At 70.4% G+C, this 21049-nt stretch carries 24 protein-coding genes and 1 tRNA gene; 18 read left to right on the top strand and 7 right to left on the bottom strand.

Annotation, left to right across the window (positions count from 1 at the left end; all coding sequences use genetic code 11):
- The first annotated feature begins 90 nt into the window (after positions 1–90).
- From ACH34S_RS18240 to ACH34S_RS18215, 6 genes are all read left to right on the top strand, one after another.
- Positions 91–288: a DUF1918 domain-containing protein gene (locus ACH34S_RS18240; RefSeq protein ID WP_395953842.1), complete on the top strand. Its 198-nt coding sequence runs from the start codon at positions 91–93 to the stop codon at positions 286–288.
- A gap of 107 nt (positions 289–395) precedes the next feature.
- Positions 396–803: a YjbQ family protein gene (locus ACH34S_RS18235; RefSeq protein WP_395953841.1), complete on the top strand. Its 408-nt coding sequence runs from the start codon at positions 396–398 to the stop codon at positions 801–803.
- A 258-nt stretch (positions 804–1061) separates the two neighbouring features.
- Positions 1062–1490: a DUF3052 domain-containing protein gene (locus tag ACH34S_RS18230; RefSeq protein ID WP_131967297.1), complete on the top strand. Its 429-nt coding sequence runs from the start codon at positions 1062–1064 to the stop codon at positions 1488–1490.
- A 312-nt stretch (positions 1491–1802) separates the two neighbouring features.
- Positions 1803–2264 carry a peroxiredoxin gene (locus ACH34S_RS18225; protein ID WP_395953840.1) on the top strand — a complete coding sequence of 154 codons (462 nt, stop codon included), beginning with the start codon at positions 1803–1805 and terminating at the stop codon, positions 2262–2264.
- A gap of 54 nt (positions 2265–2318) precedes the next feature.
- A complete protein-coding gene (locus ACH34S_RS18220; RefSeq protein ID WP_395953839.1) occupies positions 2319–2714 on the top strand; it encodes a hypothetical protein in 396 nt (131 codons plus the stop codon).
- Between the two features lie 82 nt (positions 2715–2796).
- On the top strand, positions 2797–3855 hold the full coding sequence (locus tag ACH34S_RS18215; protein WP_395953838.1) for a potassium channel family protein: 1059 nt from the start codon (positions 2797–2799) through the stop codon (positions 3853–3855).
- A gap of 58 nt (positions 3856–3913) precedes the next feature.
- Here ACH34S_RS18215 and ACH34S_RS18210 read toward each other — a convergent pair whose 3' ends face one another.
- Complete coding sequence (locus ACH34S_RS18210) at positions 3914–5101, bottom strand: saccharopine dehydrogenase family protein (protein WP_395953837.1); 1188 nt, start codon at positions 5099–5101, stop codon at positions 3914–3916.
- Positions 5102–5244: 143 nt separating this feature from the next.
- On the opposite strand from ACH34S_RS18210, the gene ACH34S_RS18205 reads away from it, so the two are divergent.
- The 10 genes from ACH34S_RS18205 (at position 5245) to ACH34S_RS18160 (ending at position 13239) form a co-directional block, all read left to right on the top strand.
- Complete coding sequence (locus ACH34S_RS18205) at positions 5245–5424, top strand: hypothetical protein (RefSeq protein WP_395953836.1); 180 nt, start codon at positions 5245–5247, stop codon at positions 5422–5424.
- A gap of 131 nt (positions 5425–5555) precedes the next feature.
- A complete protein-coding gene (locus ACH34S_RS18200) occupies positions 5556–6464 on the top strand; it encodes a PAC2 family protein (protein WP_395953979.1) in 909 nt (302 codons plus the stop codon).
- 70 nt (positions 6465–6534) lie between these two features.
- Positions 6535–6951 (top strand): CBS domain-containing protein, encoded by a 417-nt coding sequence (locus tag ACH34S_RS18195; protein WP_395953835.1) that lies wholly within the window; start codon positions 6535–6537, stop codon positions 6949–6951.
- Between the two features lie 46 nt (positions 6952–6997).
- Positions 6998–8170: a geranylgeranyl reductase family protein gene (locus tag ACH34S_RS18190; protein WP_395953834.1), complete on the top strand. Its 1173-nt coding sequence runs from the start codon at positions 6998–7000 to the stop codon at positions 8168–8170.
- 95 nt (positions 8171–8265) lie between these two features.
- Positions 8266–8658, top strand: a complete 393-nt coding sequence (locus ACH34S_RS18185) for a nuclear transport factor 2 family protein (protein ID WP_395953833.1) — start codon at positions 8266–8268, stop codon at positions 8656–8658.
- Positions 8659–8765: 107 nt separating this feature from the next.
- Entirely contained in the window at positions 8766–9722 is a 957-nt protein-coding gene (locus ACH34S_RS18180) for a helix-turn-helix domain-containing protein (RefSeq protein ID WP_395953832.1), read from the top strand.
- Between the two features lie 93 nt (positions 9723–9815).
- Positions 9816–11264, top strand: a complete 1449-nt coding sequence (locus tag ACH34S_RS18175) for an aldehyde dehydrogenase family protein (RefSeq protein WP_395953831.1) — start codon at positions 9816–9818, stop codon at positions 11262–11264.
- A 52-nt stretch (positions 11265–11316) separates the two neighbouring features.
- Positions 11317–11391, top strand: a tRNA-Val gene (locus ACH34S_RS18170).
- Between the two features lie 149 nt (positions 11392–11540).
- On the top strand, positions 11541–12137 hold the full coding sequence (locus tag ACH34S_RS18165; protein ID WP_395953830.1) for a GNAT family N-acetyltransferase: 597 nt from the start codon (positions 11541–11543) through the stop codon (positions 12135–12137).
- A 694-nt stretch (positions 12138–12831) separates the two neighbouring features.
- Positions 12832–13239, top strand: coding sequence for a hypothetical protein (locus ACH34S_RS18160; protein ID WP_395953829.1), 408 nt, complete (start codon positions 12832–12834; stop codon positions 13237–13239).
- Between the two features lie 186 nt (positions 13240–13425).
- Here ACH34S_RS18160 and ACH34S_RS18155 read toward each other — a convergent pair whose 3' ends face one another.
- The 5 genes from ACH34S_RS18155 to ACH34S_RS18135 all read right to left on the bottom strand — a co-directional run bounded on the left by ACH34S_RS18155 (position 13426) and on the right by ACH34S_RS18135 (position 17144).
- Entirely contained in the window at positions 13426–13746 is a 321-nt protein-coding gene (locus tag ACH34S_RS18155; protein ID WP_395953828.1) for a hypothetical protein, read from the bottom strand.
- Between the two features lie 45 nt (positions 13747–13791).
- Complete coding sequence (locus ACH34S_RS18150; RefSeq protein WP_395953827.1) at positions 13792–14076, bottom strand: hypothetical protein; 285 nt, start codon at positions 14074–14076, stop codon at positions 13792–13794.
- Between the two features lie 145 nt (positions 14077–14221).
- Positions 14222–14902 carry a DUF899 domain-containing protein gene (locus tag ACH34S_RS18145; protein ID WP_395953826.1) on the bottom strand — a complete coding sequence of 227 codons (681 nt, stop codon included), beginning with the start codon at positions 14900–14902 and terminating at the stop codon, positions 14222–14224.
- A gap of 109 nt (positions 14903–15011) precedes the next feature.
- Complete coding sequence (locus ACH34S_RS18140; protein WP_395953825.1) at positions 15012–16064, bottom strand: nitrous oxide reductase family maturation protein NosD; 1053 nt, start codon at positions 16062–16064, stop codon at positions 15012–15014.
- Positions 16065–16208: 144 nt separating this feature from the next.
- Positions 16209–17144, bottom strand: coding sequence for a DUF6891 domain-containing protein (locus ACH34S_RS18135; protein WP_395953824.1), 936 nt, complete (start codon positions 17142–17144; stop codon positions 16209–16211).
- Between the two features lie 136 nt (positions 17145–17280).
- On the opposite strand from ACH34S_RS18135, the gene glnII reads away from it, so the two are divergent.
- Both glnII and ACH34S_RS18125 read left to right on the top strand, forming a co-directional pair.
- Positions 17281–18294: a glutamine synthetase GlnII gene (gene glnII / locus ACH34S_RS18130; protein WP_395953823.1), complete on the top strand. Its 1014-nt coding sequence runs from the start codon at positions 17281–17283 to the stop codon at positions 18292–18294.
- A gap of 359 nt (positions 18295–18653) precedes the next feature.
- The gene (locus ACH34S_RS18125; RefSeq protein ID WP_395953822.1) at positions 18654–19292 is read left to right on the top strand and encodes a hypothetical protein; all 639 of its coding nucleotides are present in this window, start codon (positions 18654–18656) and stop codon (positions 19290–19292) included.
- Between the two features lie 15 nt (positions 19293–19307).
- Here ACH34S_RS18125 and ACH34S_RS18120 read toward each other — a convergent pair whose 3' ends face one another.
- Positions 19308–21020, bottom strand: a complete 1713-nt coding sequence (locus ACH34S_RS18120) for a RelA/SpoT family protein (protein WP_395953821.1) — start codon at positions 21018–21020, stop codon at positions 19308–19310.
- Between the last annotated feature and the right edge of the window lie 29 nt (positions 21021–21049).

The raw sequence follows: 21049 nt of genomic DNA, 5'->3' as shown, positions 1-21049 counted from the left end.
GGGCGCGGGGAACGTATGAGGCTGGGAACAACGGCACCACATGCCAGGCACGGTCCGTCCCGGTGGCGGACCAGCGAGCTTGGGGGAGTGATGAACGGACAGATCGGAGACCGGCTGCACGTTCACGGCAACGTCGTGGGCCAGAAGGACCGGTCAGGCGAGATCATGGAAGTGCGCGGCCCCGACGGCGGCCCGCCGTACGTGGTGAGGTTCGACGACGGCCACGAGACCCTGGTCTACCCAGGGCCGGACGCGGTGATCGAGCCCAGAGAACAGATGTCGTACTAGCCAGGCGCACTAGCCGGAGGCGCTAGCTAGCGTGCTAGCCGGATTCACTGCCCGCCGGACGCGTGGCCCTATGCGTTCGGGCGTCCGGATCGGGTAGACCGGGAACCATGGAAAGCACCGTGGTCCGGGTGACCACAGGCACGCGCGAGGCCGTGCACGACCTGACGGCCGAATGCGAGCGGTTCGCCGCGGCGGCGGGTGGCGACGGGTTGCTGCACGTCTTCGTCCCGCACGCCACCGCCGGCGTGGCGATCCTCGAACTGGGTTCCGGCAGCGACGACGACCTCCTCGCCGCCCTCGGCGACCTGCTCCCGGCGGACGACCGCTGGCGGCACGCGCACGGGTCGCGGGGGCACGGCCGCTCGCACGTCATGCCCGCGATCGTCCCGCCGTTCGCCACGATTCCGGTCGCCGGCGGACGGCTCGCGCTGGGAACGTGGCAGTCGATCGCCCTGGTCGACCTCAATGTGGACAACCCGGATCGCCAGGTACGACTGTCTTTCCTTAAAGGATGAGCGAAACGATCCGAGTGTCGTCCCGCGCGGGGCATGGGTGTGACGCGGGGGTTGTCACTTTCCGTGGACGCGTGGTTACGGGATTCCCCGTAATCGGGCCAATGAGGCCACCAAAAGCCGGGAAGACACTTGCGCTAGGGGCCCTCACTTGTGTGGACTGTCCCGCAAACACCGCACAGGTGCGGGCGGGCCACCCGTCCCGGGGGCCGGAATAGATATGCACGGCATCGTGCGGACGACGACAATGGGAGGACTTTCGTGAGCGCGACCGCGGGTCAGGCGCAGTCTGAGCGCAGCCTGGCCGAACGGCTCGGCCTGAAGGCGGGCCAGGTGGTGCAGGAGATCGGCTACGACGACGACGTCGACGAGGAGCTCCGGGAATCCGTCGAGGCCGTCACGGGGAACGAGCTGGTCGACGAGGACTACGACGACGTGGTCGACGTCGTGCTGCTGTGGTGGCGCGAGGAGGACGGCGACCTGTTCGAAGGCCTGACCGACGCGATGATCCCGCTCACCGGCGGCGGCGACATCTGGCTGCTGACGCCGAAGGCGGGCCGCGACGGGCATGTGGAGCCGAGCGACATCGGCGAGGCCGCCCAGACGGCCGGCCTGTCGCAGACCAGCAGCGTCAGCGCCGCGAAGGAGTGGTCGGGGACGCGTCTCGTCGCGCCCAAGGTCCGCAAGTAGGCGACCGCACGCAACGAGCACCACGCAACCGGCCGCACGCAACCGGCCGCACGCAACCGGCCGCACGCAGCGGGGCCCACGGGAACCGCTGCGCGCATCGAGCCCTACGGCAGTCGGCTGCGCGCGGCGGGCCCCACGCGGGCGGCTGCGCGTAGCCGGCCGCGCAGATCCGGCCGCGGTGGCCGGAATGCCCGGTTCGGCGGCCCGGGTCCGGCGGGCCGCCGCGGGGTGACACACTGGGCCCGTCCTCCACGTCCGTGGGGGACGGGCATACCCCGCCATGGGCGGGCACGAAATCCTGGGAGAGAGGCATTGGCGGTTGAGGTAGGCGACGTCGCACCCGACTTCGAGCTGAAGGACCAGCACGGCACTCCGGTCAAGCTGTCGGACTTCCGCGGTGCGAAGAACGTCGTCCTGGTGTTCTACCCGCTGGCCTTCAGCGGCGTCTGCACGGGCGAGCTGTGCCAGATCCGGGACGAGCTGCCCACCCTGGGCGACGCCGACGACGTCCAGGTCCTGGCGGTGTCGGTCGACTCGATGTTCGCGCTGCGCGCCTGGGCCGACCAGGAGAAGTACCAGTTCCCGCTGCTGGCCGACTTCTGGCCGCACGGCGGGACGGCACAGCGCTACGGCGTGTTCGACGAGACGAAGGGGCTGGCCCTGCGCGGCACCTTCGTCATCGACACCGAGGGCGTGGTCCGCTGGAAGGTCGTGAACGCGATCCCGGACGCACGCGACATCGACGAGTACCGCAAGGCGCTCGCCGGTCTCTGAGCGAAACGGACCGGTCCGATGGCCGGAACCGGTCCCCGCACCCCTGGAGGTGTGATGCCCTGCTTTCGCTGCGGGGCGCGGCAGACCGACCCCGTGCGGGGCGCGAGCCCGTGGAAGCGCGGGGTGCGGGCGGACCGCCAGGTCCTGATCTGCCCCGGCTGCCAGTCCGTGCACGACGTGGCGGACGATCTCGACCGCTGCGCCGCGTGCGACTCGGTGGCGCTGGTGTGCCGCCTCGGCGAGGTCGAGTGCCGCGACTGCGGGCACACGCGTGACGCCGTCCCCTCCGACCTGGTGCATTCCGGTGCGCCGCCCGGGGCCTCTGGTCCGGGCGGCATGTCCGGCTCGTCCGGAGCCGCCGGCTCCTCCGGCTCGTCCGGTGACGGGGATCTTTCCGCTGAAGTGGCCGCCGCCCTGAACCGCGTGCTGCGCCGGGGCCCGGCCCGGTAACCGCGCGCTGACCAATTCCGGTCGTGCCGAGCGCGGCATTTGGGGCTTGACGGAGCATTTCGCCCGCTGGCACGCTGCGCGGATGCCGATCGTGCTGATGCGCCTGGTCAACCGGATCACCGGGCGCTCCTGGCGGGCGCCCGCGCTCGTCCTCCTCGCCGCCTTCCTGACCGGCTGGCTGCTGATCGCGGTGTTCGAGGAGCCCGGCGCCGACATCAAACGGCCGGACGAGTACATCTGGTACTTCCTGGTCAGCGGCACCACCACCGGCTACGGCGACCTGTACCCGGAGTCGGTCGGCGGCCGGATCGGCGGCGTGCTGATCATCGTGGCGGGCCTGACCGCGGGGCTCGTGATGTTCGCCGAGCTGACGCTCTGGATGGGAAGAGGACGGACCATGAGGGCCAGCGGCCAGGCGCAGCTCCACAAGAAGCAGCACATCGTGATGATCGGCTACGACCGGGACGGGCTGCGCGCCATCATCGGCCAGCTCCGCGCCGACCCCGAGTACGCCAAGACCCCCGTGGTCACGATCTTCTGGCCGGGCGAGCTGACGGGCGAGAACCCCGACCCCGGCCTGTACGACGTGGTCGCCTTCGACGACACCGCCTACGAGCGCGCGTGCCTGGAGGCCGCCCGCACGGCCGTCGTGGTCGGCCGCTCCGACGACGAGACCGTCCGGGTCATGCTGGGCGTGTCCGCGTACCTGCGGCGCAAGGACGTGTCGTCGGTGCACCTGCTGGCGGGCGTGCACGACGGCGGCAGCCGTGCGGAGATCACCGAGGCGCTGGGCCTGGTCAGCCCGGACATCGAGCCGGTCGACATCGACGACCCTGCCGTCGTCGCGGTCGCGATCCGGAACCCGGGCGTCGCCGCGATCTACCACAACCTTGCCAGCACGCTGGACTCCGACGGCACCCTCTACCGCGTGGACGTCCCGGCGGACGCCGGTGAATGGTCCCGCCTCGACGTCGCCGTCTTCCTCCTGCGCCGCGGCAGCACCCTCCTGGCGGTCGGCGAGTCGCACCGCCCGAACGCCAGCTTCCGCCTCACCGCGCAGCCGGACGAGCGGATCAAGGGCGGCCAGTCCCTCGCGGTGGTGGCGCCGTGCCGCCCCGACATCCCCTGGCACGAGCTGTAGCGAACCGGGAGGATACGAGAACGCCCGGCCGTCATCCTCCGGCCGGGGCCGGGGCCGGTCAGGCCGAGGCGCTCGCGTCCAGGACCCTGAAGGTGATGCCGGCCTTGACCAGCCGGTCGATGAGGGCGTCGCCCATCGCGGCGGCGGTCGTGACCTGCCCGGCGGTGTCCGGGAGGTCGTCGTGGACGAGGCACAGCGCCGACTCGCCGAGCATCTTCGCCGTCTCGCCGTATCCGGGATCGCCGCCCGCGACCTCCGTCACGACGCGCCGGCCGCCGCCCTCGCCCACGAACTTCACGCTGAACCAGTGGCGTGCGCGCTGCTCCTCGGACGGCCCCTCGCCCGGCGTGCGGAGCCGCAGCAGCAGGTTACGGGTGGGCGGCAGCGTGGAGAGGACGAGCAGCGCGCCCGCGCCCGCCACCAGCCCGGCGGCGCCCGTGAGGCGCTTGACGGCGACGTAGTGGCCGTAGGTGAAGTCCGGGCCGTAGCGGTCGAGCGCCGCCGCCGACCTGATCACGATCTGCGGGTCGATGGTGGGCAGCGGGAGCGTCCAGCCGCCCCCGATCCGGGCCTTCGGCGTGGGACGCCGCGAGACGCGCACCGTCCGCCCCGCGGGACGTTCCTCGACCTCCCGGCGTTCGCGTTCGGCGCGCCTCATGCCGGCCGCGTCCCCGAAGATCCCGACCGCCGAGTGCAGGGTGCCGCCCGACGCGGCCCCCCGCACCCGCACGAACCCCTCGACGTGCAGCGGGACGCCCTCGGGCAGCTGCTTCACCGTGAAGTAGGCGCCGAGGTCGTGCGGGATCGAGTCGAACCCGCAGGCGTGCACGATCCGCGCGCCGCTGCGGACGGCCTCGTCGTGGTACTTCACGTACATGCGGTCGACGAACGTGGGCTCGCCGGTGAGGTCGACGTAGTCGGTTCCGGCGCGCGCGCACGCCGCGACCAGGGGCTCGCCGTGTTCGTTGTACGGGCCGACCGTCGTGACGACGACCCGTGCCGCGTTCGCGATCTCCTCGATCGAGCGGAGGTCGGTGGTGTCGGCGTGCAGCAGCGGCAGGCCGGCGCACGCGGGATTCAGCTTCTCCAGCCGGTCGCGGACGGCGCGCAGCTTGGCGCGGTTGCGTCCGGCGAGGGCCCAGCGCGTCCCGGTGCCGGCGTGCTCGGCGAGGTACTCGGCGGTCAGGGCGCCGGTGAAGCCGGTGGCGCCGAACAGGACGATGTCGTACGCGCGGTCGGCGGTCATGCGCATGCCCTTCCCTGGATTTCCGGACTACCTGGTTCCCGAACTCGATTCTGTATCCAATGTCGCCGGATGTGCGTGCCGAGGCGCAGATGTGAGCGACCGCACTCGTCTAGGGTTGCTCGGATGAGGCGGATGGAGATCGCGTGACCGGGCTCGCCTTGGCGATGGACGTCGCCGCCGTGGGTTTCTTCGCGTGGTTCGTGGTCCTGCGGACCCGCGGCCGTACCGTGCCCGCCAGCGACGGGGGCGGCCAGTCCGTCGCGTCGCTCCTCATCGCCGTCAGCCTGGCCCTGCTGTCGGTCTCCCTGTGGAGCATCCCCTAGCGTCCCTGCGGCGCATTCCCTTGCGGCGACCGGCGGAGCGCTCGGTGCGTGACCGGGGTCACAGCCGATCCGGGGATTGGCCTCCGCATGTCCTACTGTTGTGACGACGACATGAAGATGTGGGGGAGAAGTTGCTGAACCCTGAGGACCTGTACGAGCTCGACACCGACCTGCCGCCGATGACGGGTCCGGTGCTGCTGCACAGCCTCGACGGCTTCGTGGACGCCGGGTCCACCGGGCAGCTCGTGCGCGAGCACCTCCTGGAGGCGCTGGAGCACCGCGTCGTCGCCCGCTTCGACGTCGACTCGCTGATCGACTACCGGGCCCGCCGCCCGCCGATGACGTTCGACCGCGACCACTGGGCGTCCTACGAGGCACCCGAGCTCGTGGTCCGGCTCCTCCGCGACGACGCGGGCACCCCGTTCCTGATGCTGTCCGGCCCCGAGCCCGACCGGCTCTGGGAAGGGTTCACCTCGTCCGTCCTGCACCTGGTGAAGCGGCTCGGCATCGGGCTGGTCATCGGGTTCCACGGCATCCCGATGGGCGTCCCGCACACCCGCCCGGTCGGCATCACCTCGCACGCGACCCGGCCCGAGCTGGTCACCCGGACCTCGTGGTTCGACAAGGTCCAGGTGCCGGGCAGCGTCGCCGGGCTGCTGGAGCTGCGCCTCGGTGAGGCGGGGCAGGACGCCGTCGGGTTCGCCGTCCACGTCCCGCATTACCTCGCGCAGTCCGCGTACCCGGCCGCCGCCGTCGCCGCGCTGGACGCCGTCGCCGACGCCACCGGGCTGGCGCTGCCCGTCGAGCCGCTCCGCGAGGCCGCCGCCGCGACCGACGCCGACATCGCCGAGCAGGTGGACGGCAACGACGAGGTCGAGAAGGTCGTCCGGGCCCTGGAACAGCAGTACGACGCGTTCGCCGGGGCCGCCGAGCGCGACAGCCTCCTCGCCGAGTCGCAGGACATGCCCACCGCCGACGAGCTCGGCGCGCAGTTCGAGCGCTTCCTCGCCGAGCAGGACGGCCCAGACGCCCAGGGCTAGCACGCAGGGCGCGGACGGACATATCCCGGTCACCGGTGGGTAGGCGAGCCCCGAGAGGGGAGGCTCGCTCATGGCCCAGAAAGTGAACGAGGTGATGACGCCGGTGCCCGTGGCGGTGCCCCCGGACGCGTCCCTCGTGCAGGTCGGGGACCTCATGCGGCAGCACGGCATCGGCGACGTCCTCGTCGTCCACGAGGGGCGGCTCCGCGGCCTGGTCACCGACCGCGACATCGTCGTCCGCGCCGTCGGCGTCGGGAAGGACATGTCCACGGCCGTCGCCGACATCTGCAGCACCAACATGATCACCGTCGCGCCGGACGCGGACGCCGACGCCGCCGTCATGCTCATGCGGCGGCACGCCGTCCGCCGTATCCCGGTCGTGGACGGCGACCGCCCGATCGGGATGGTGTCGATCGGGGATCTCGCCGTCCAGCGCGACGAACGCTCGGCCCTCGCCGACATCAGCGCGGAACCGCCCAACAGGTGAGCATGCTGGCCCCGCCGGGCGCCGGGTGGTTCAATCGGCGTCCGTGATGCGCGACGTCATCGTCGTGGGCGCCGGCCCCGCCGGATCCGCCGCCGCCCGCCACCTCGCCCGGTCCGGCCTGGACGTGCTCGTCCTGGAGAAGTCGTCCTTCCCGCGCGAGAAGGTCTGCGGCGACGGCCTCACACCGCGCGCCGTCGCCGAGCTGCGCGCGCTCGGCGTCGACCTCACCGCGCCGGGCTGGTTCCCCAACAAGGGCATCCGCCTCATCGGCGCCGACCGCCGCCTCGAACTCCCCTGGCCGGACGGGCACGGCCTCACCCGCACCCGCGCCGACCTCGACGAACTCCTCGCCCGTACCGCCGTCACCGCCGGAGCCGAACTCCGCGAGAACACCAAGGTCACCGCCCCTATCAAGGCGAACGGGCGGGTGAGCGGCGTCCGCACGTCCGACGGCGCCGAGCACAGGGCCCGCCTGGTCATCGCCGCGGACGGGGCGTCGTCCCGGTTCTGCGTCTCCCTGGGCCTGCGGGCGCGCCGCGACCGCCCGATCGGCATCGCGGGCCGCCGCTACTTCCGCAGCCCCCGCCACGACGACGACCACCTCGAATGCTGGCTCGACCTCGCCCCGGCCGGTTACGGCTGGGTGTTCGGCATGGGCGACGGCACCTGCAACGTCGGAGTGGCGCTGCTCCGCAGCGAGCACCCCGACTACCACCGGCTCTTCACCCGCTGGCTGGCCGCGCTCCCGCCGACGTGGGGGTTCACCGAGGAGAACGCGGTCGGGCCCGTCCGCGGCGCCGCGCTGCCGATGGGCTACAGCCGCCGTCCCCACTACCTCCCTGGCCTGCTCCTCGTCGGCGACTCGGGCGGCATGGTCAACCCGTCCAACGGGGAAGGCATCGCCTACGCCCTCGAAGCGGCCCGCATCGCCGCCGAGGTGATCACGGCCGCGTCCGCGGCGCCGTTCCCGGAGCGGGTCCTGCGGAAGTATCCGTCCGCGATCAAGCATGCGAACGGCGGACCCTTCACCCTCGGCCGCGCCTTCACCCGCGCCATCGACGACCCGAGGATCATGCGCCTGGCCACCAGGCACGGCCTGTCCCGTCCGGCGCTCATGCGGTTCGCGCTCACGATCGTCGGCGGCCTCCCGGCCCCCGCCGCCCCGGCCGCCGCCGACCGGCTCGCCGCCGCCCTGGCCCGGATGACCCCCGCGTCCTGACCGTACCGCCAAAGACAAGAACTGTTCGGGCATGGCCAAGCGCCCCGCCCGGACGAGACGCTGGACTTTGTTTCGATCACTGGGAGGGACAGCACATGAGCGAGGCTTACGACATCATCAAGGCGCACTACGCGGCGTCCGACCGCGGCGACCTGGACGGCATGGTCGAGGCGTTCGCCGACGACATCGCCTGGACGGAGATGGCCGGATTCCCCTACGCGGGCACCTACGTCGGCACCGACGCGATCAAGGCCGGGGTGTTCGGGCGGCTCGGCCAGGACTGGAAGGGCTTCCGCGCCGACGCCGAGGAGCTGATCGACGGCGGTGACGGGACCGTCGTCGCGATCGGCCACTACTCCGGCACCTACCGCGCGACGGGGCAGGCGATGCGCGTCCGGTTCGTCCATGTGTGGCGGGTGCAGGACGGCGCGGTCACGGGCTTCGAGCAGTTCTGCGACACGCACCTCGTCCGGCAGGCCATGGGCTGAGGGGACGGGGCGTTTTCGCTGAGCGAAACGGGGCGTTTCCCCAGCGCACACATAGGGTGCACTATGACGAAGAATCTGAAAACGGGGCTTCAACTGGGGAAACGCCCATGTCGACACTCATTCGCACGGCCGATCTGCCGATCGGCGAGCGGTTCGAGTTCTGGCGCAGCTCGGTGACGGACATGTTCGTGCCGCTGCGCGCCGAAACGACCCGTCCGGAACGCTTCGAGGGACGCATGCGCGGGCGCGAGCTGGGGGCGCTCACGGTCGCGGACGTCGCGTCCACGCCTGCCGTCGTCCGCCGGACGGGCGCGCTGATCGCCCGCTCCGACCCGGGGCACTACAAGATCGGCGTCCAGCTCAACGGGTACTGCCTGCTCACGCAGGACGGGCGCGAGGCGGCGCTCGTCCCCGGCGACTTCACGATCTACGACACGACCCGCCCGTACACGCTCGCGTTCGACGACGCGTACCGGCAGCTCGTCCTGATGGTGCCGCGCCGCCTCCTCCACCTCCCTGAGGAGGCCGTCGCCGGCCTCACCGCCACCCGGATCTCCGGCCGCCAGGGCGTCGGGGCGCTGCTGTCCCCGTTCCTCCTCCAGCTCGCCGAGCAGCTCGACGTCCTGGACGACCAGGGCAGCGTCCGCCTCGGCGACAACATCGTCGACCTCCTCGTCACGCTCCTCGCCGAACGCCTGGACATGACCGCGCCGACGCCCGACTCCCGCCGCCGCGCGCTGCTGCTCCGCGTCCGCGCCTACATCGAGCGCCACCTCGACGACCCCGACCTGTCCCCGGACGACATCGCCGCCGCGCACTTCGTCTCGTCGCGCCACCTGTACAACCTGTTCCGCGAGGAGGGCACGACCGTCTCCGCGTGGATCAAGGAACGGCGCCTGGAACACTGCCGCCGCGACCTGCGCGACCCCCTCCAGCTGCACCGCCCCGTCAGCGCCATCGCGGCCCGCTGGGGCTTCGTCGACGCCGCCCGCTTCAGCCGCCTGTTCAAGGCCGCCTACGGCGCCAGCCCCCGCGAGTACCGGGTGACCGTCACGGGCGACTGATCGTTACACGCGTGGCCAACTCCCGTACGCCCACAGACAAGACCCCTTGTGCCGCTCCCGCCGAGACTTTCCTCACCTGCGAGGGAGGTCACCATGAACACACGGCTCTACATCAACGGCGAATGGGCCGGGGCAGCGGACGGCGCGGAGTTCACCACGTCCGATCCCGCCACCGGCACCATCCTCGCGACCTGCGCGGAGGCGGGCCCGAAGGACGTCGATGACGCCGTATCCGCCGCCCGGACGGCCCTCCACGACCCGGCGTGGGCCACCATGCCGCCGAGCGCCCGCGCCCGCCTCCTCTGGCGCGTCGCCGACCTGATCGAGGAGCACAAGGCCGACCTCGCCGAGCTGGAGACCCGCGACCAGGGCCAGCCGCTCGGCGTCGCGCACTCGGTCAGCGTCAACGGCGCCGCCGAGCACTTCCGCTACTTCGCCGGCTGGTGCACCAAGATCGAAGGCGCGGTCTCGCCGGTCTCGTTCCCGGACACGTTGCACTACGTCCGGCGCGAACCCGTCGGCGTCTGCGCGCTGATCACCCCGTGGAACTTCCCCTTGATGATCGCCGCATGGAAACTGGCCCCCGCCCTGGCCTGCGGAAACACCGTCATTATCAAACCAGCCGAACAAACGCCTCTCACTACCGTCCGCCTGATCGAACTGTGCGCCGAAGCGGGCTTCCCGCCCGGCGTGGTCAACCTCCTGACCGGCGGCCCCGCCGTCGGCCAGGCCCTCGTCGCGCACCCGGACATCGACAAGGTCTCCTTCACCGGCTCCAGCTCCGTCGGACGCGAGATCGTCCAGGGTTCCGCGGGCAACCTCAAGCGAGTCACCCTCGAACTGGGCGGCAAGGCCCCCAGCATCATCGCCCGCGACGCCGACATCGACAAGGCCGTCGCCGGCAACCTCCAGGGCGCCCTCCTCAACAGCGGCCAGGTCTGCGCCGCCTACACCCGCCTCTACGTCGACCGCCGCCGCGCCGACGAGTTCACCGAAAAGCTCGCCGCCGCCGCCTCCAACCTGCGCCTGGGCCCAGGCCTGGCCCCCGACACCCAGATAGGCCCCCTGGTCTCCGAAGCCCACCTGAACAACGTCGACACCTACGTCCGCACAGGCGCAGACGAAGGCGCCGACCTGGTGACAGGCGGCCACCGAGCCGACGGCGCCCTCTCGAACGGCAACTTCTACACCCCCACCGTCTTCGGCGGCGTCACCGACGACATGACCATCGCCCGCAAGGAGATCTTCGGCCCCGTCCTGCCCGTCCTCGCCTACGACGACCCCGAAGAACTCGCCGCCCGCGCCAACGACACGGAGTTCGGCCTGGCCGCGTCCATCTGGACCCGCGACCTGGCCACCGCCCACCGCATGGCCGCCGACATCCGCGCCGGCGCCGTCTTCATCAACATGCTCCCCATCCCCGACGCCGCCGCCCCCTGGGGCGGCTACAAGTCCAGCGGCTGGGGCCGCGAAATGGGCCCCTACGCCCTGGACGCCTACACCGAGATCAAGGGCGTCTGGGTCCACCTGGACACCCCCTGACCCACCGTTTCGCGCCCGCCCCCACGAACCGGGTACGCTTTCCCGGCAACCCGGGCGCGTAGCTCAGGGGTAGAGCACTCGCCTTACAAGCGAGGAGTCGGCGGTTCGAAACCGTCCGCGCCCACCAAGGTCTAAGCCATGGTCCGAAGCCTGGACCATGGCTTTTGATCTTTCGTGCGCCCGTTCAGGGGGGTTCTGACATGATCCACAGGACCTGAAAGAGGGTGCCGTCCTCAATGCTGAAGGTTGCCTCGGACCGATCTGCCGGGGGGCTGCGTGCGCGGCCGCCATGTGATCTCAACTCCGCGGCTGCTGTTCCGCTCTCCGACGATTATCGACACCATGGCGGCCCTGGCGGCGGCTAGCGACGCAGACGCCCAACGATGGCTCGGGTGGATACCCGAAAGTGTGGTTCCTGAGCCTCAGCGGGAACGTCTACTGGACAGGCGCCCCAGACTGAGGCGTCCCTTGCTGGGCCGGGTGCCGGTCCGTGATCCGCTCTTGTTGGTGGCGATCGACCCACAGAACCGTGCCTACGCCGGGATGGCCACGATCCATGAGGTCACGCCGGACGGCTGCCAGGTCGGTGGAAGCTTGAGCCCGGACTATCGTGGCTTGGGCTTGGGCGCCGAACTGTTCACCGCGATCTACCAGCTTGCGCATCACCATTTCGGCTATGCCGAGGTCAGAGCCGGTACCGAACCCACCAACACCGCCTGCATCCGCTCGCTCCAGTCGGCCGGGTTCGTCCGCGTGGCAGGCGCGGCCACACACCTCCTGCCAGACGGACGGACAGTCCCAGCTACCTGGTTCTCTCGCACCGACCCCATCCCCACGCTCTGCCCGGCCGTCCGGCATCGGCGACGATCGTGAACGCCTTGCATCGGGTTGCGGAGCGTCGCGCCCCGGCCAGCCCGTGACTCGGCGGCTCGGTGATCAGCCCGCCCTTTTCAAGGGGCGACGATGCTTGGGCCACTGCACGCTCCAGGGCCTGGGCGTGGGGCGTGGGCGGCGGTCACCGGACCGTCGCGCATCTGCCCCCGCCGCTCCGTCCGTCAGCCGCCGGCGGTCACTGGTTCCGCGCCGCCGTCTCTTCGGCCAGTATTCGCGCCGTCTCACGTGCCTCAGCCCGTACCGTCTCAGCCGTGACCCGAGTAATGCGCACTTCCAGCTCGGGGAAGTGTGAGAGCGTCCGCTTCATGGCGCGAGAGCTCCACCAGGCGCCCAGCCTCGTTCGGTGGTCAACTGGGCTGTAGTTCTGCCGTTCCTCCCCGTCGTGCCAGAAAGCTTGAACTCGCCACCAGCGCCAATTGTTCATCCGCGCATCATGCCGCGCGGCCTGAGGTTAGAACAAGCCTCCGGTGAGGGCACTCCGACTCTGGGAAGTGGGGGCGTCTCCGTGACGGTTGTGAGCGTCCCTGGCCTGGAAGCGCGGAGCGAGGGACGACCGAGCCCGTGCCACTTGCGTGCCATACCGGAGCGCGGGAGTTACGAGGCGCGGCAGGTCCGAACCTTGATCAGCCTGTGTGATCATGCCGGGCGTCCGTGCATTAGGTCTGTTAGGTCTGTGAACGATCCTCTGCCGACGACGGGGTCGGCCGAGTTGAGTACGTTGGTGACCGTGACTGACGATGAAGAGCGCGATCGTTTGGCGCAGGAGTTACTTCGCCTGAGTCTTCCTGAATTGGTCGACGTCCTCCGCCGTGTGCTGCCGACTCACGCCGACCGGGACAGCACCATGCCCGGGGTGTTGGTTCTCGCTGAAGTCTCCCGGTTGCCGGACGGAGACCCGTCCCTGACGCAGCCCTACATCGAGGTTGTTGCCTGGCCCGATCGTGATTACTACGACGGCGGCTTCGGGCCGGAGCTAGCGCTTTACGAAGATGGCGCATGTTCCGGCTGCGGGCTAGAGGTCTGTTCGACCGCCAAGCGCGCCTTCTGCCCGCTTTGCGGGACGCTCTGTGGGCTCACCTAGGGCTCGGAAGTGAGGATGCTGTCTCTTCCGCGGCGTCCACCAGACACGGTCCAGCCCGGTCCTTGTTGAGCAACTTGCGGAAGCGTGCCGCGTGATCATGCTGAGTGTCTGTGCCATTGGCCGTCGAGCGTGAGTGTTCTGGTGCCTCGTTGCCGTTGCGTGGTCCAGGTCAGGGTGAAGTCACCGTCATCGAACCCGACCGCTACACCGTCCAATGGTCCCGGCCACGATCATGGAGCGGATCAGGTCGGTCGCGTGGCTCAGCATCGCGTCGGCGCCTTGTCCGGCAGGCTTGTTCAGGCCGGTTAGGAACAGGTAGCGACCGTCCGGCCAGCAATCAGGCTCGCCTGCCCATTCGACGGAGTCCTCCTCCGGATCAAAATTCCGGCATCCAGCCACATTGGTATGCCATCCGAAGTCTTCGGGCCCCGTCAGCTCAACCAGGCCGAACCACAGCCCCGGACAGTCGTTGCCCGCCTGGCCTGATCGGTCATGGCCCGCCACCATGTGCTTGAGACCTCTGTGGCCATGTGGGCTCGTTTGGCGCTGAGGCTAGTCCGTGGCGGTTAGTGTTAGCCCGTTTTCGCTTTGTTTGTTCACGTGGACATCGATCGTCGCCGTCTCGTCGTCCTTGAACCGCAAGGTGAAGTAGGGGGCCGCGTCCATGAAGAAATTCCAGGTTTCGCGGTGATCGCCGGTCAGCGGCGGATCGAATTCGGCGGAGGTGTGCCATCCCGAGTCATCATTGACCACGGACACCCGGACGTCGATGGAGTAGAGGCACGTCAGCGGGTTCGCCCACCACTCTAGGCAGGCAGGGCCCTCGTACGCGTCCACTCTGTGATTGTAGCGGCATCTACTGTTCTCCTACGGGGCTCCGGCTCGGGGAAGCCTGAGAGGCTTGTGCGGGAGCAGATGGTTGATTTGGGTGGCCGGCGCCGGGGGACGAGGGGCCTTTTGGTGGAGCGGCTTGTGAGCGTTTTTACTCTGGCTGGCCGTAGTGGGCGGCTATTTGTTCGGAGCCGGGCCAGCGGGTGTAGGTGGGGGACTGGGGCCAGCCCTCTGGGGAGTCCTGCCATTCTTCCTGGCGGCCGTAGGGGAGCAGGTCTATGAGGGGGAAGGCGTGGCTCAGTTGTTCGGTGCCTCGGCCGTTGGTGTGCCAGGTGCGGTAGACGGTGTCGCCGTCGCGTAGGAAGACGTTGACGGCGAAGCCGCCGCCTGGGGGTGCGCCTACGTCGGTGCCGAACGGGCTGTTCTCCGTGGAGTACCAGGTCATCTTGTTGCCTACGCGCTGTTTGTAGGCGAGGGCCTCTTCTATTGGGCCCTGGGTGACTATGACGAATCTGGCGTCGTAGAGGTCCAGGAATTCCAGGCGTGTGAACTGGGAGGTGAAGCCTGTGCAGCCGGGGCACTGCCATTTTTCGCCGGGGAACCACATGTGGTTGTAGATGATGAGCTGGGACCTGCCGTCGAAGATCTCGGCCAGGGTGACCGGGCCTTCCTCGCCTTCCAGGGTGTACTCGGGCATCTCGACCATCGGCATCCGGCGGCGCTGGGCGGCGATCGCGTCGAGTTCGCGGGTCGCGGCCTTCTCGCGGGCGCGGAGCTCGTCCAGGTGGTGCTGCCAGGTCTCGGTGTCGACGACGGGTGGTAGCGCGGTCATGGCTCCTCCTCGGTTGGGTGTCTGTGGGTTTAGACCAAGGGCGGGCGCATAACTCATCGGTGTGCGGGGGAACCCCTGCCCCCAAGCGTTGGGGGCAGGGGTTCTGGCTTCAGCAGAGGCCGTCCGGGTTGGACGTGCCGCAGGTGTTGTCGCGGAAGCGGTTGGTGTTGCTGCCGCTGTTGTTGACCAGGTCGTACGGCTGGTTGCCGCGGACGTTGTTGGCCTTGATCAGGTTGTGGTGGGCGGGGCGGTTGCGCGGCGGTGTGCCGCGGAAGAGGACGATCCCGCCGGAGTAGGGCAGTTCCCCGCGGTTGCGGTGCACGGTGTTCTTGACGATCTCGTTGTGGTCGCCGCCGAAGAACAGGATTCCGGTGCCGCTGAGCGCCGGGACCTGACCGTGTGCCTCGCAGACCTTGTTGTTCATCGAGACGCGGTTCTTCCACACCTTTGTGTGGCCCTGGCCCGTCGCCTGGCTGTCGTCGACTAGGGCGATTCCGGTGCAGTTGTTCGTGATCGAATTGTGGTGGACCTTGACGTGGCGGGCGTGCCGGACCAGGACACCGAGCGTGTTGCCGCTGGAATGGTTCCAGGCGATCTCGGTGCCGTAGGCGTTGGCGGTGTCGCCGACGTAGAGGCCCGCGTCGTCGCGGTTGTCGAGGGTCCAGTTCCAGACGAACCAGCCGCGGGTGGACCGGTATTGGGCGATGCCGTATTCGCCGTTCCTCTTGGCGAGGACGGCCTGGACCTTCATGCGGTCGGTGTAGTACCCGAACACGCCGGTGCCCTTGAAGTTCCGGACGACCAGCTGCTGGATCGTCACCCCCCTGACCGGGCGGTTCTTCCAGCCGACGACGCAGAAGCCCATGCCGGGCACCTTCGCCCGCGCGCAGTGGTCGCGGCCGCCGGGACGGACGATCGTCTTGTTGCCCTCACCGCGGATCGTGAGGCGCTTCTGGACCAGGACGCCGCCCTTGTAGTGGCCGGCCTTGAGCCGGATGGTGTCGCCCGGCTTGGCTCGATTGACGGCCGCCTGAATGGAGTGTCCCGGCCGGACGACATGGGTCCGTCCGCCCTGGGCGGCCGCCTGGCCGGCGGGCGCGATGGTGGCGAGCCCGGCCAGCACGACGCCCGTGCCGATCGAGGCCGCGATAATCCGCCTCATCCTTTTCCCCCGTTTCGCTGTGCTTTGCCGCGCCGTGCGGCAAACCAATTCCTCGATCATCTTGAACCGGAAACATTATTCCGTTGATGTGAGGGGGGTAAAAAGTCAAAGGGGTCTTGGGAAGGTGGGTGAATTCGCCGGAAGCTAGGCGTCCCAGTTCTCGGTGGTGTGGCCGGGGAGGAGGTCCAGGGCCACGCGGTCCTCGATGGCGAGGACGGAGATGATCTCCTCGGCTTCGGCCATCGTCACGTGGCGGCCGTGGAAGCGGCGCGCGACGGGGTCCGGGAATTCCAGCCACAGGCGCGAGCCCGCCTCCCACATCACCTGCGCGGCGCGGTCCGAGCGGCCCGCGAAGACGGCGAAGTTGTCCGGGTTGGGGGTGAGTTCGAGGAGGAGGCCGCGGGCCTCGGCCAGGGTCATGGGAACGGGGGCGTCCGCGATGCGGCCCCTCGTGTAGTCGCAGTACGTGACGTCCAGGCGGTCGGCCTCTGGGACGGGCGCGGCGGGCCCGTCCGGCCAGGTGGCCAGGTGGCCGGAGCGGCGGCGCCGGTAGGTGACGTCGACCTCGATGCGGCGGGACGGGGCCCCGTCCCAGTGCACTGTCAGGCCGTGGCGGTGGAGGGCCTCGGCGATCTCTTGGCCGATCTCCACCTGGGTGGACGGCTCGTCGGCGTCCTTGAAGATGCCGTAGGCCAGCATGAGGCCGCCGCCCGCGGTCGCGGTCTCCATGTCCTGGCGGTGGCAGAAGGCGTAGCCGCGCCGCTGCTCGCCCTCCGGCACCTCGCCGCCGACCTCGGAGATGCCGCAGTTCTGGCAGCAGGAGAAGTCGGCGCGGGCCACGATGCCGGCCATGTCGAGGTCGCGGAACGCGCGCAGGAGCCGGTCGGAGTCGGTCACGTCGGGCCAGGTGCGCTGGTCGGCGAGGTAGGCGGCGAACTCCTCGGCGGCGATCTCGCGGGCGAGGGAGGTAACGTCGGGAGTGTCGTCCATGGACTCGGCGCAGCGCTCGACGATGGTGTCGAAGTCGGCCGTGCCGAGCGCGAGCTGGACGCGAATGTGCTCACGGAGCTGTTGCGACATGTCGGCCGATTATGGCGGACGCGTGGGTTCGGGATGACCCGGACGCGGTTTACATGACGTTCACAATTGGGCAACAGGTCCGAAATGCCCGGTTGGCAGGTTGTGACGTGCCGAAACCGCCTGGAAGGGACCGACGTTGAGCTACAAGGCCGAGTACATCTGGATCGACGGCACCGAGCCGACCGCGCGGCTGCGGTCGAAGACGCGGATCCTCGCGGACGGTGCCGACCTGCCGGACTGGGGCTTTGACGGATCCAGCACCAACCAGGCCCCCGGCGACCGCTCCGACTGCGTCCTCAAGCCGGTCTTCTCCTGCCCCGACCCCATCCGCGGCGGCGACCACAAGCTGGTCCTCTGCGAGGTCTACCTCGTGGACGGGACGCCCCACCAGACCAACACCCGGGCCAAGCTGCGCCCCGTCGCGGAGCAGTACGCCGACCAGGACTCCTGGTACGGCATCGAGCAGGAGTACACGTTCTTCAAGGACGGGCGTCCGCTGGGCTTCCCCGAGCGCGGCTACCCCGCCCCGCAGGGCTTCTACTACTGCGGCGTCGGCGCCGACGAGGTGTTCGGGCGCGAGATCGTCGAGAAGCACATGGACGCCTGCCTCGCGGCTGGTTTGAAGATCTCCGGCATCAACGCCGAGGTCATGCCCGGCCAGTGGGAGTTCCAGATCGGCCCGGCGGGGCCCGTCGAGGTCGGCGACCACATGTGGGTCGCCCGGTGGCTGCTCTACCGCATCGCCGAGGAGTTCGACGTCTCCGCCACCCTCGACCCCAAGCCGGTCGAGGGCGACTGGAACGGCGCGGGCGCGCACACGAACTTCTCGACCAAGGCCATGCGCGAGGGCTACGACGCGATCATCACGGCGTGCGAGGCGCTCGCCGAGAAGGCGCCGGAGCACGTGGCCGGATACGGCGCCGACATCGAGCGGCGGCTCACCGGGATGCACGAGACGTCCCCGTGGAGCGAGTTCAGCTACGGCGTGTCGAACCGCGGCGCGTCCGTGCGAATCCCGTGGCAGGTCGAGGTCGAGAAGAAGGGCTACATCGAGGACCGGCGCCCGAACGCCAACGTCGACCCGTACGTGGTGGCCCGCCTGATCACCGGCACCTGCTGCGCGGCGCTTGAGAAGGCCGGCCAGGTCTGATCCCGGCCAGGTCTGATCCCGGCCAGGTCTGATCCCGGCCAGGTCTGATCCCGGCCAGGTCTGATCCCGGCCGGGGCGGTCCGTCCGGTCGGCGGTCCGTCTGGTCGTCCGGTCGTGCCGGGCCGCTCGGCTGCGGGTCGCCTGGTTGTGGGGGAGAGAGGGCCCCGGGGAGTGCTGCTCCCCGGGGTTCTTCCCGTGTTCGGGGCCGCTGAGGCGCCGTCCGAGGCCGGTCCGGGGCGCTCCAGGGCACGGGCGGCTTGCCGTGGAACGCGGGCAAACATCTGCAAAATGGTGCGCTTGGGGGAGTTCCCCCGTTCAGTGCCGGGTACCACCTCTACGTTTCGCACGGGGGAGGGGACATGCCCGATTCGTCATTCGGGCGGTACTCCGGTGGCCTGCACGGCAGGCGCGCCGGCCGCCCTGCGCCACGGCCCTGGGAGCGGTCGTTCCGGTGCCCCGCCACGGCGCGGCGGCGCCCGCCGGCGGCTCCGGCGCGACGGTACGAGGACTTCGTCGCGCTGCACGAGGAGATCGCCGCGGCGTCGGGGCCGTCGCTGCGGCCACTGTGGTGGACGGGGATCGCCGCCGCGCTGAGCGGAGGCCTGCTCGCGTTCGCCGCGGTGATCGGCCTGCGCACGATGTTCGGGGTGGAGGTCCCGGTGTACGCGGGCGGGCACGCCGCCCCGACGGCCGCCGCGACCAGCTACGCGCTGTGCGTGATGGCGGGAACGATCCAGGCGACGGCGCTGATGCACCTGCTGGTGGCGTCGTCGGTGCGTCCCGTGCGGGCGTTCGCGTGGATCGGCGCGATCGCGGTCGTGCTGCTGACGATCCTGCCGCTGACGCTGAAGGGGCCGTTCGACGCGGCGCTCGCGACGGCGGGGATCAACCTCGTCGGCGGGGCCGCCGTGGTGGTGCTGCTGTCCGCCGTGGTGGCGGGATCGCGGGCGTTCCCGCAGGACGGACCCGGTCCGGCCAAGCGCCGGCGCCGGCGGTGACCCCGGGAAGGGCGCTCAGGGGCGGACGAACCTGGCCAGCAGGTCGTCCAGCGCGAGCGTCCCGGCGTCCAGGGCCGCGTACATCTCGTTGATCTCGGAGTAGCCGAGTTCGCGGGCCACCGACAGCGAGTCGCCGTGCGCCTCGGCGGCGAGCAGGTCGACGTCCCGGCGGGCCAGTGCCCGGACGAGGCGGCGCCGTCCCGCGTCGGCGGACTCCTCCGCGCGCCGCAGCGTCAGGCGCTGCTGGATGTGGACGCGGGCGGTGACGGTCACGGCGATGTCCAGCCAGTCCTCGGACGGGCACCCGGCGGGATCGGTGAGGATCTCCACGACGTTGCCGCTGCGGACCTGCACCGACATCGGCGCCAGCCGCCCGTTCACGACGGCGCCGATGCAGCGGTCGCCGGTACGGGCGTTCAGCGCGTACGCGAAGTCGAGCGCGGTCGCCCCGGCGGGCAGCGCCACGATGTCGCCCTCGGTGGTGAACGCGGCGACGTTGCCCGCCGCGAGGTCGGTGCGCAGCCGGTCGAGGAACTCGGCGGACGGCGCGTCCGACTGCCAGGCGAGCAGCCGGCTCAGCCACACCAGGTCGCGGCGCCCGGCTACGGCGGTGGACGCGTCGTCGCCCGCGTCGCGGATGTGCGCGACGATGCCGTGCTCGGCGACCGGATGCATCTCCTCCGTCCGGATGATCACCTCGAAGGGGTCGCCGTCCGGGCTGATCACCCGGGTGTGCAGCGACCGGTACATGTTGTCCTTCGGCATCGCGATGAAGTCGCGGACCTGGCCCGCGACCGGGTGCAGCGCGGCATGCACGGCGCCTAGGGCGATGTAGCAGTCGCGTTCGGAGCCGTCGACCATCAGCAGGAGCCGCGCCGCCTCGCAGGGCCGCAGCCCGGCGAGGTCGCTACCGAACGACTGGTGCACCGCGTACAGGTGCGACGGCCTGACCTGGACGCGTGCCGCCACCTCGTGCTCGCCCAGCGCCGCGCGGATCAGCGCCATCGCGGGCGCGAACTCCCGGTCGGCGTCCCGCAGCGCCTGCCGGACCGCCTCCCGCGTCGCGGCGTGCTGCTCCGGGAGCCGGGCCGCGAACGCCAGGTCGTCCATCTCCCGCTTGAGGACGTGGATGCCGAGCCGCTCGGCGAACGGGACCAGCAGCTCGTGGGACGCCTTGGCGATGCGGGCCCGCTTGTGCGGCGGCTGGAACCCCAGCGTGCGCAGGTTGTGCAGCCGGTCGGCCAGCTTGATCACCAGGACGCGCAGGTCGGCCGCCGCGGCCAGCACGATCTTCCGGAAGGTCTCCGCCTCGGCGCGGTCGCCCCACCGCTCGCCGTCGAGCTTGGTGACGCCGTCGACCAGGACGGCGACCTCCTCGCCGAACTCGGCGCGCAGCTCCCCGAGCGTGTACGGGGTGTCCTCGACGGTGTCGTGCAGTAGCGCGGCGACGAGCGTCGTCGTGTCGAGGCCCATCCCGGCGAGGATCAGCGCGACGGCCAGCGGATGCGTGATGTACGGGGCGCCGGACTTGCGGAGCTGCCCGCGGTGCAGCCGCTCCGCGACCTCGTAGCCGCGCAGCAGCTCCGCCTCGTCGGCGTTCGGATACGCGGCCCGGTGCGCCGCCAGCAGCGGCGCGAGCGCGGCCCGCACGGACTCCGGCCCGCCGGACGCCTCCCGCCGCCGCGGCGGCAACCTGAACCGCCCCTTCGCCGGATTGAGCGTCGCCATAGCACCCACCTGGCTCGCCTGCCGCTCGC

Origin of the sequence: Actinomadura sp. 3N508 (assembly GCF_044326375.1) — a bacterium.
GTDB lineage: Bacteria > Actinomycetota > Actinomycetes > Streptosporangiales > Streptosporangiaceae > Spirillospora.
The sequence above is the reverse complement of the archived record's forward strand: the minus strand, read 5'-3'. Positions and strand labels throughout refer to the sequence as shown.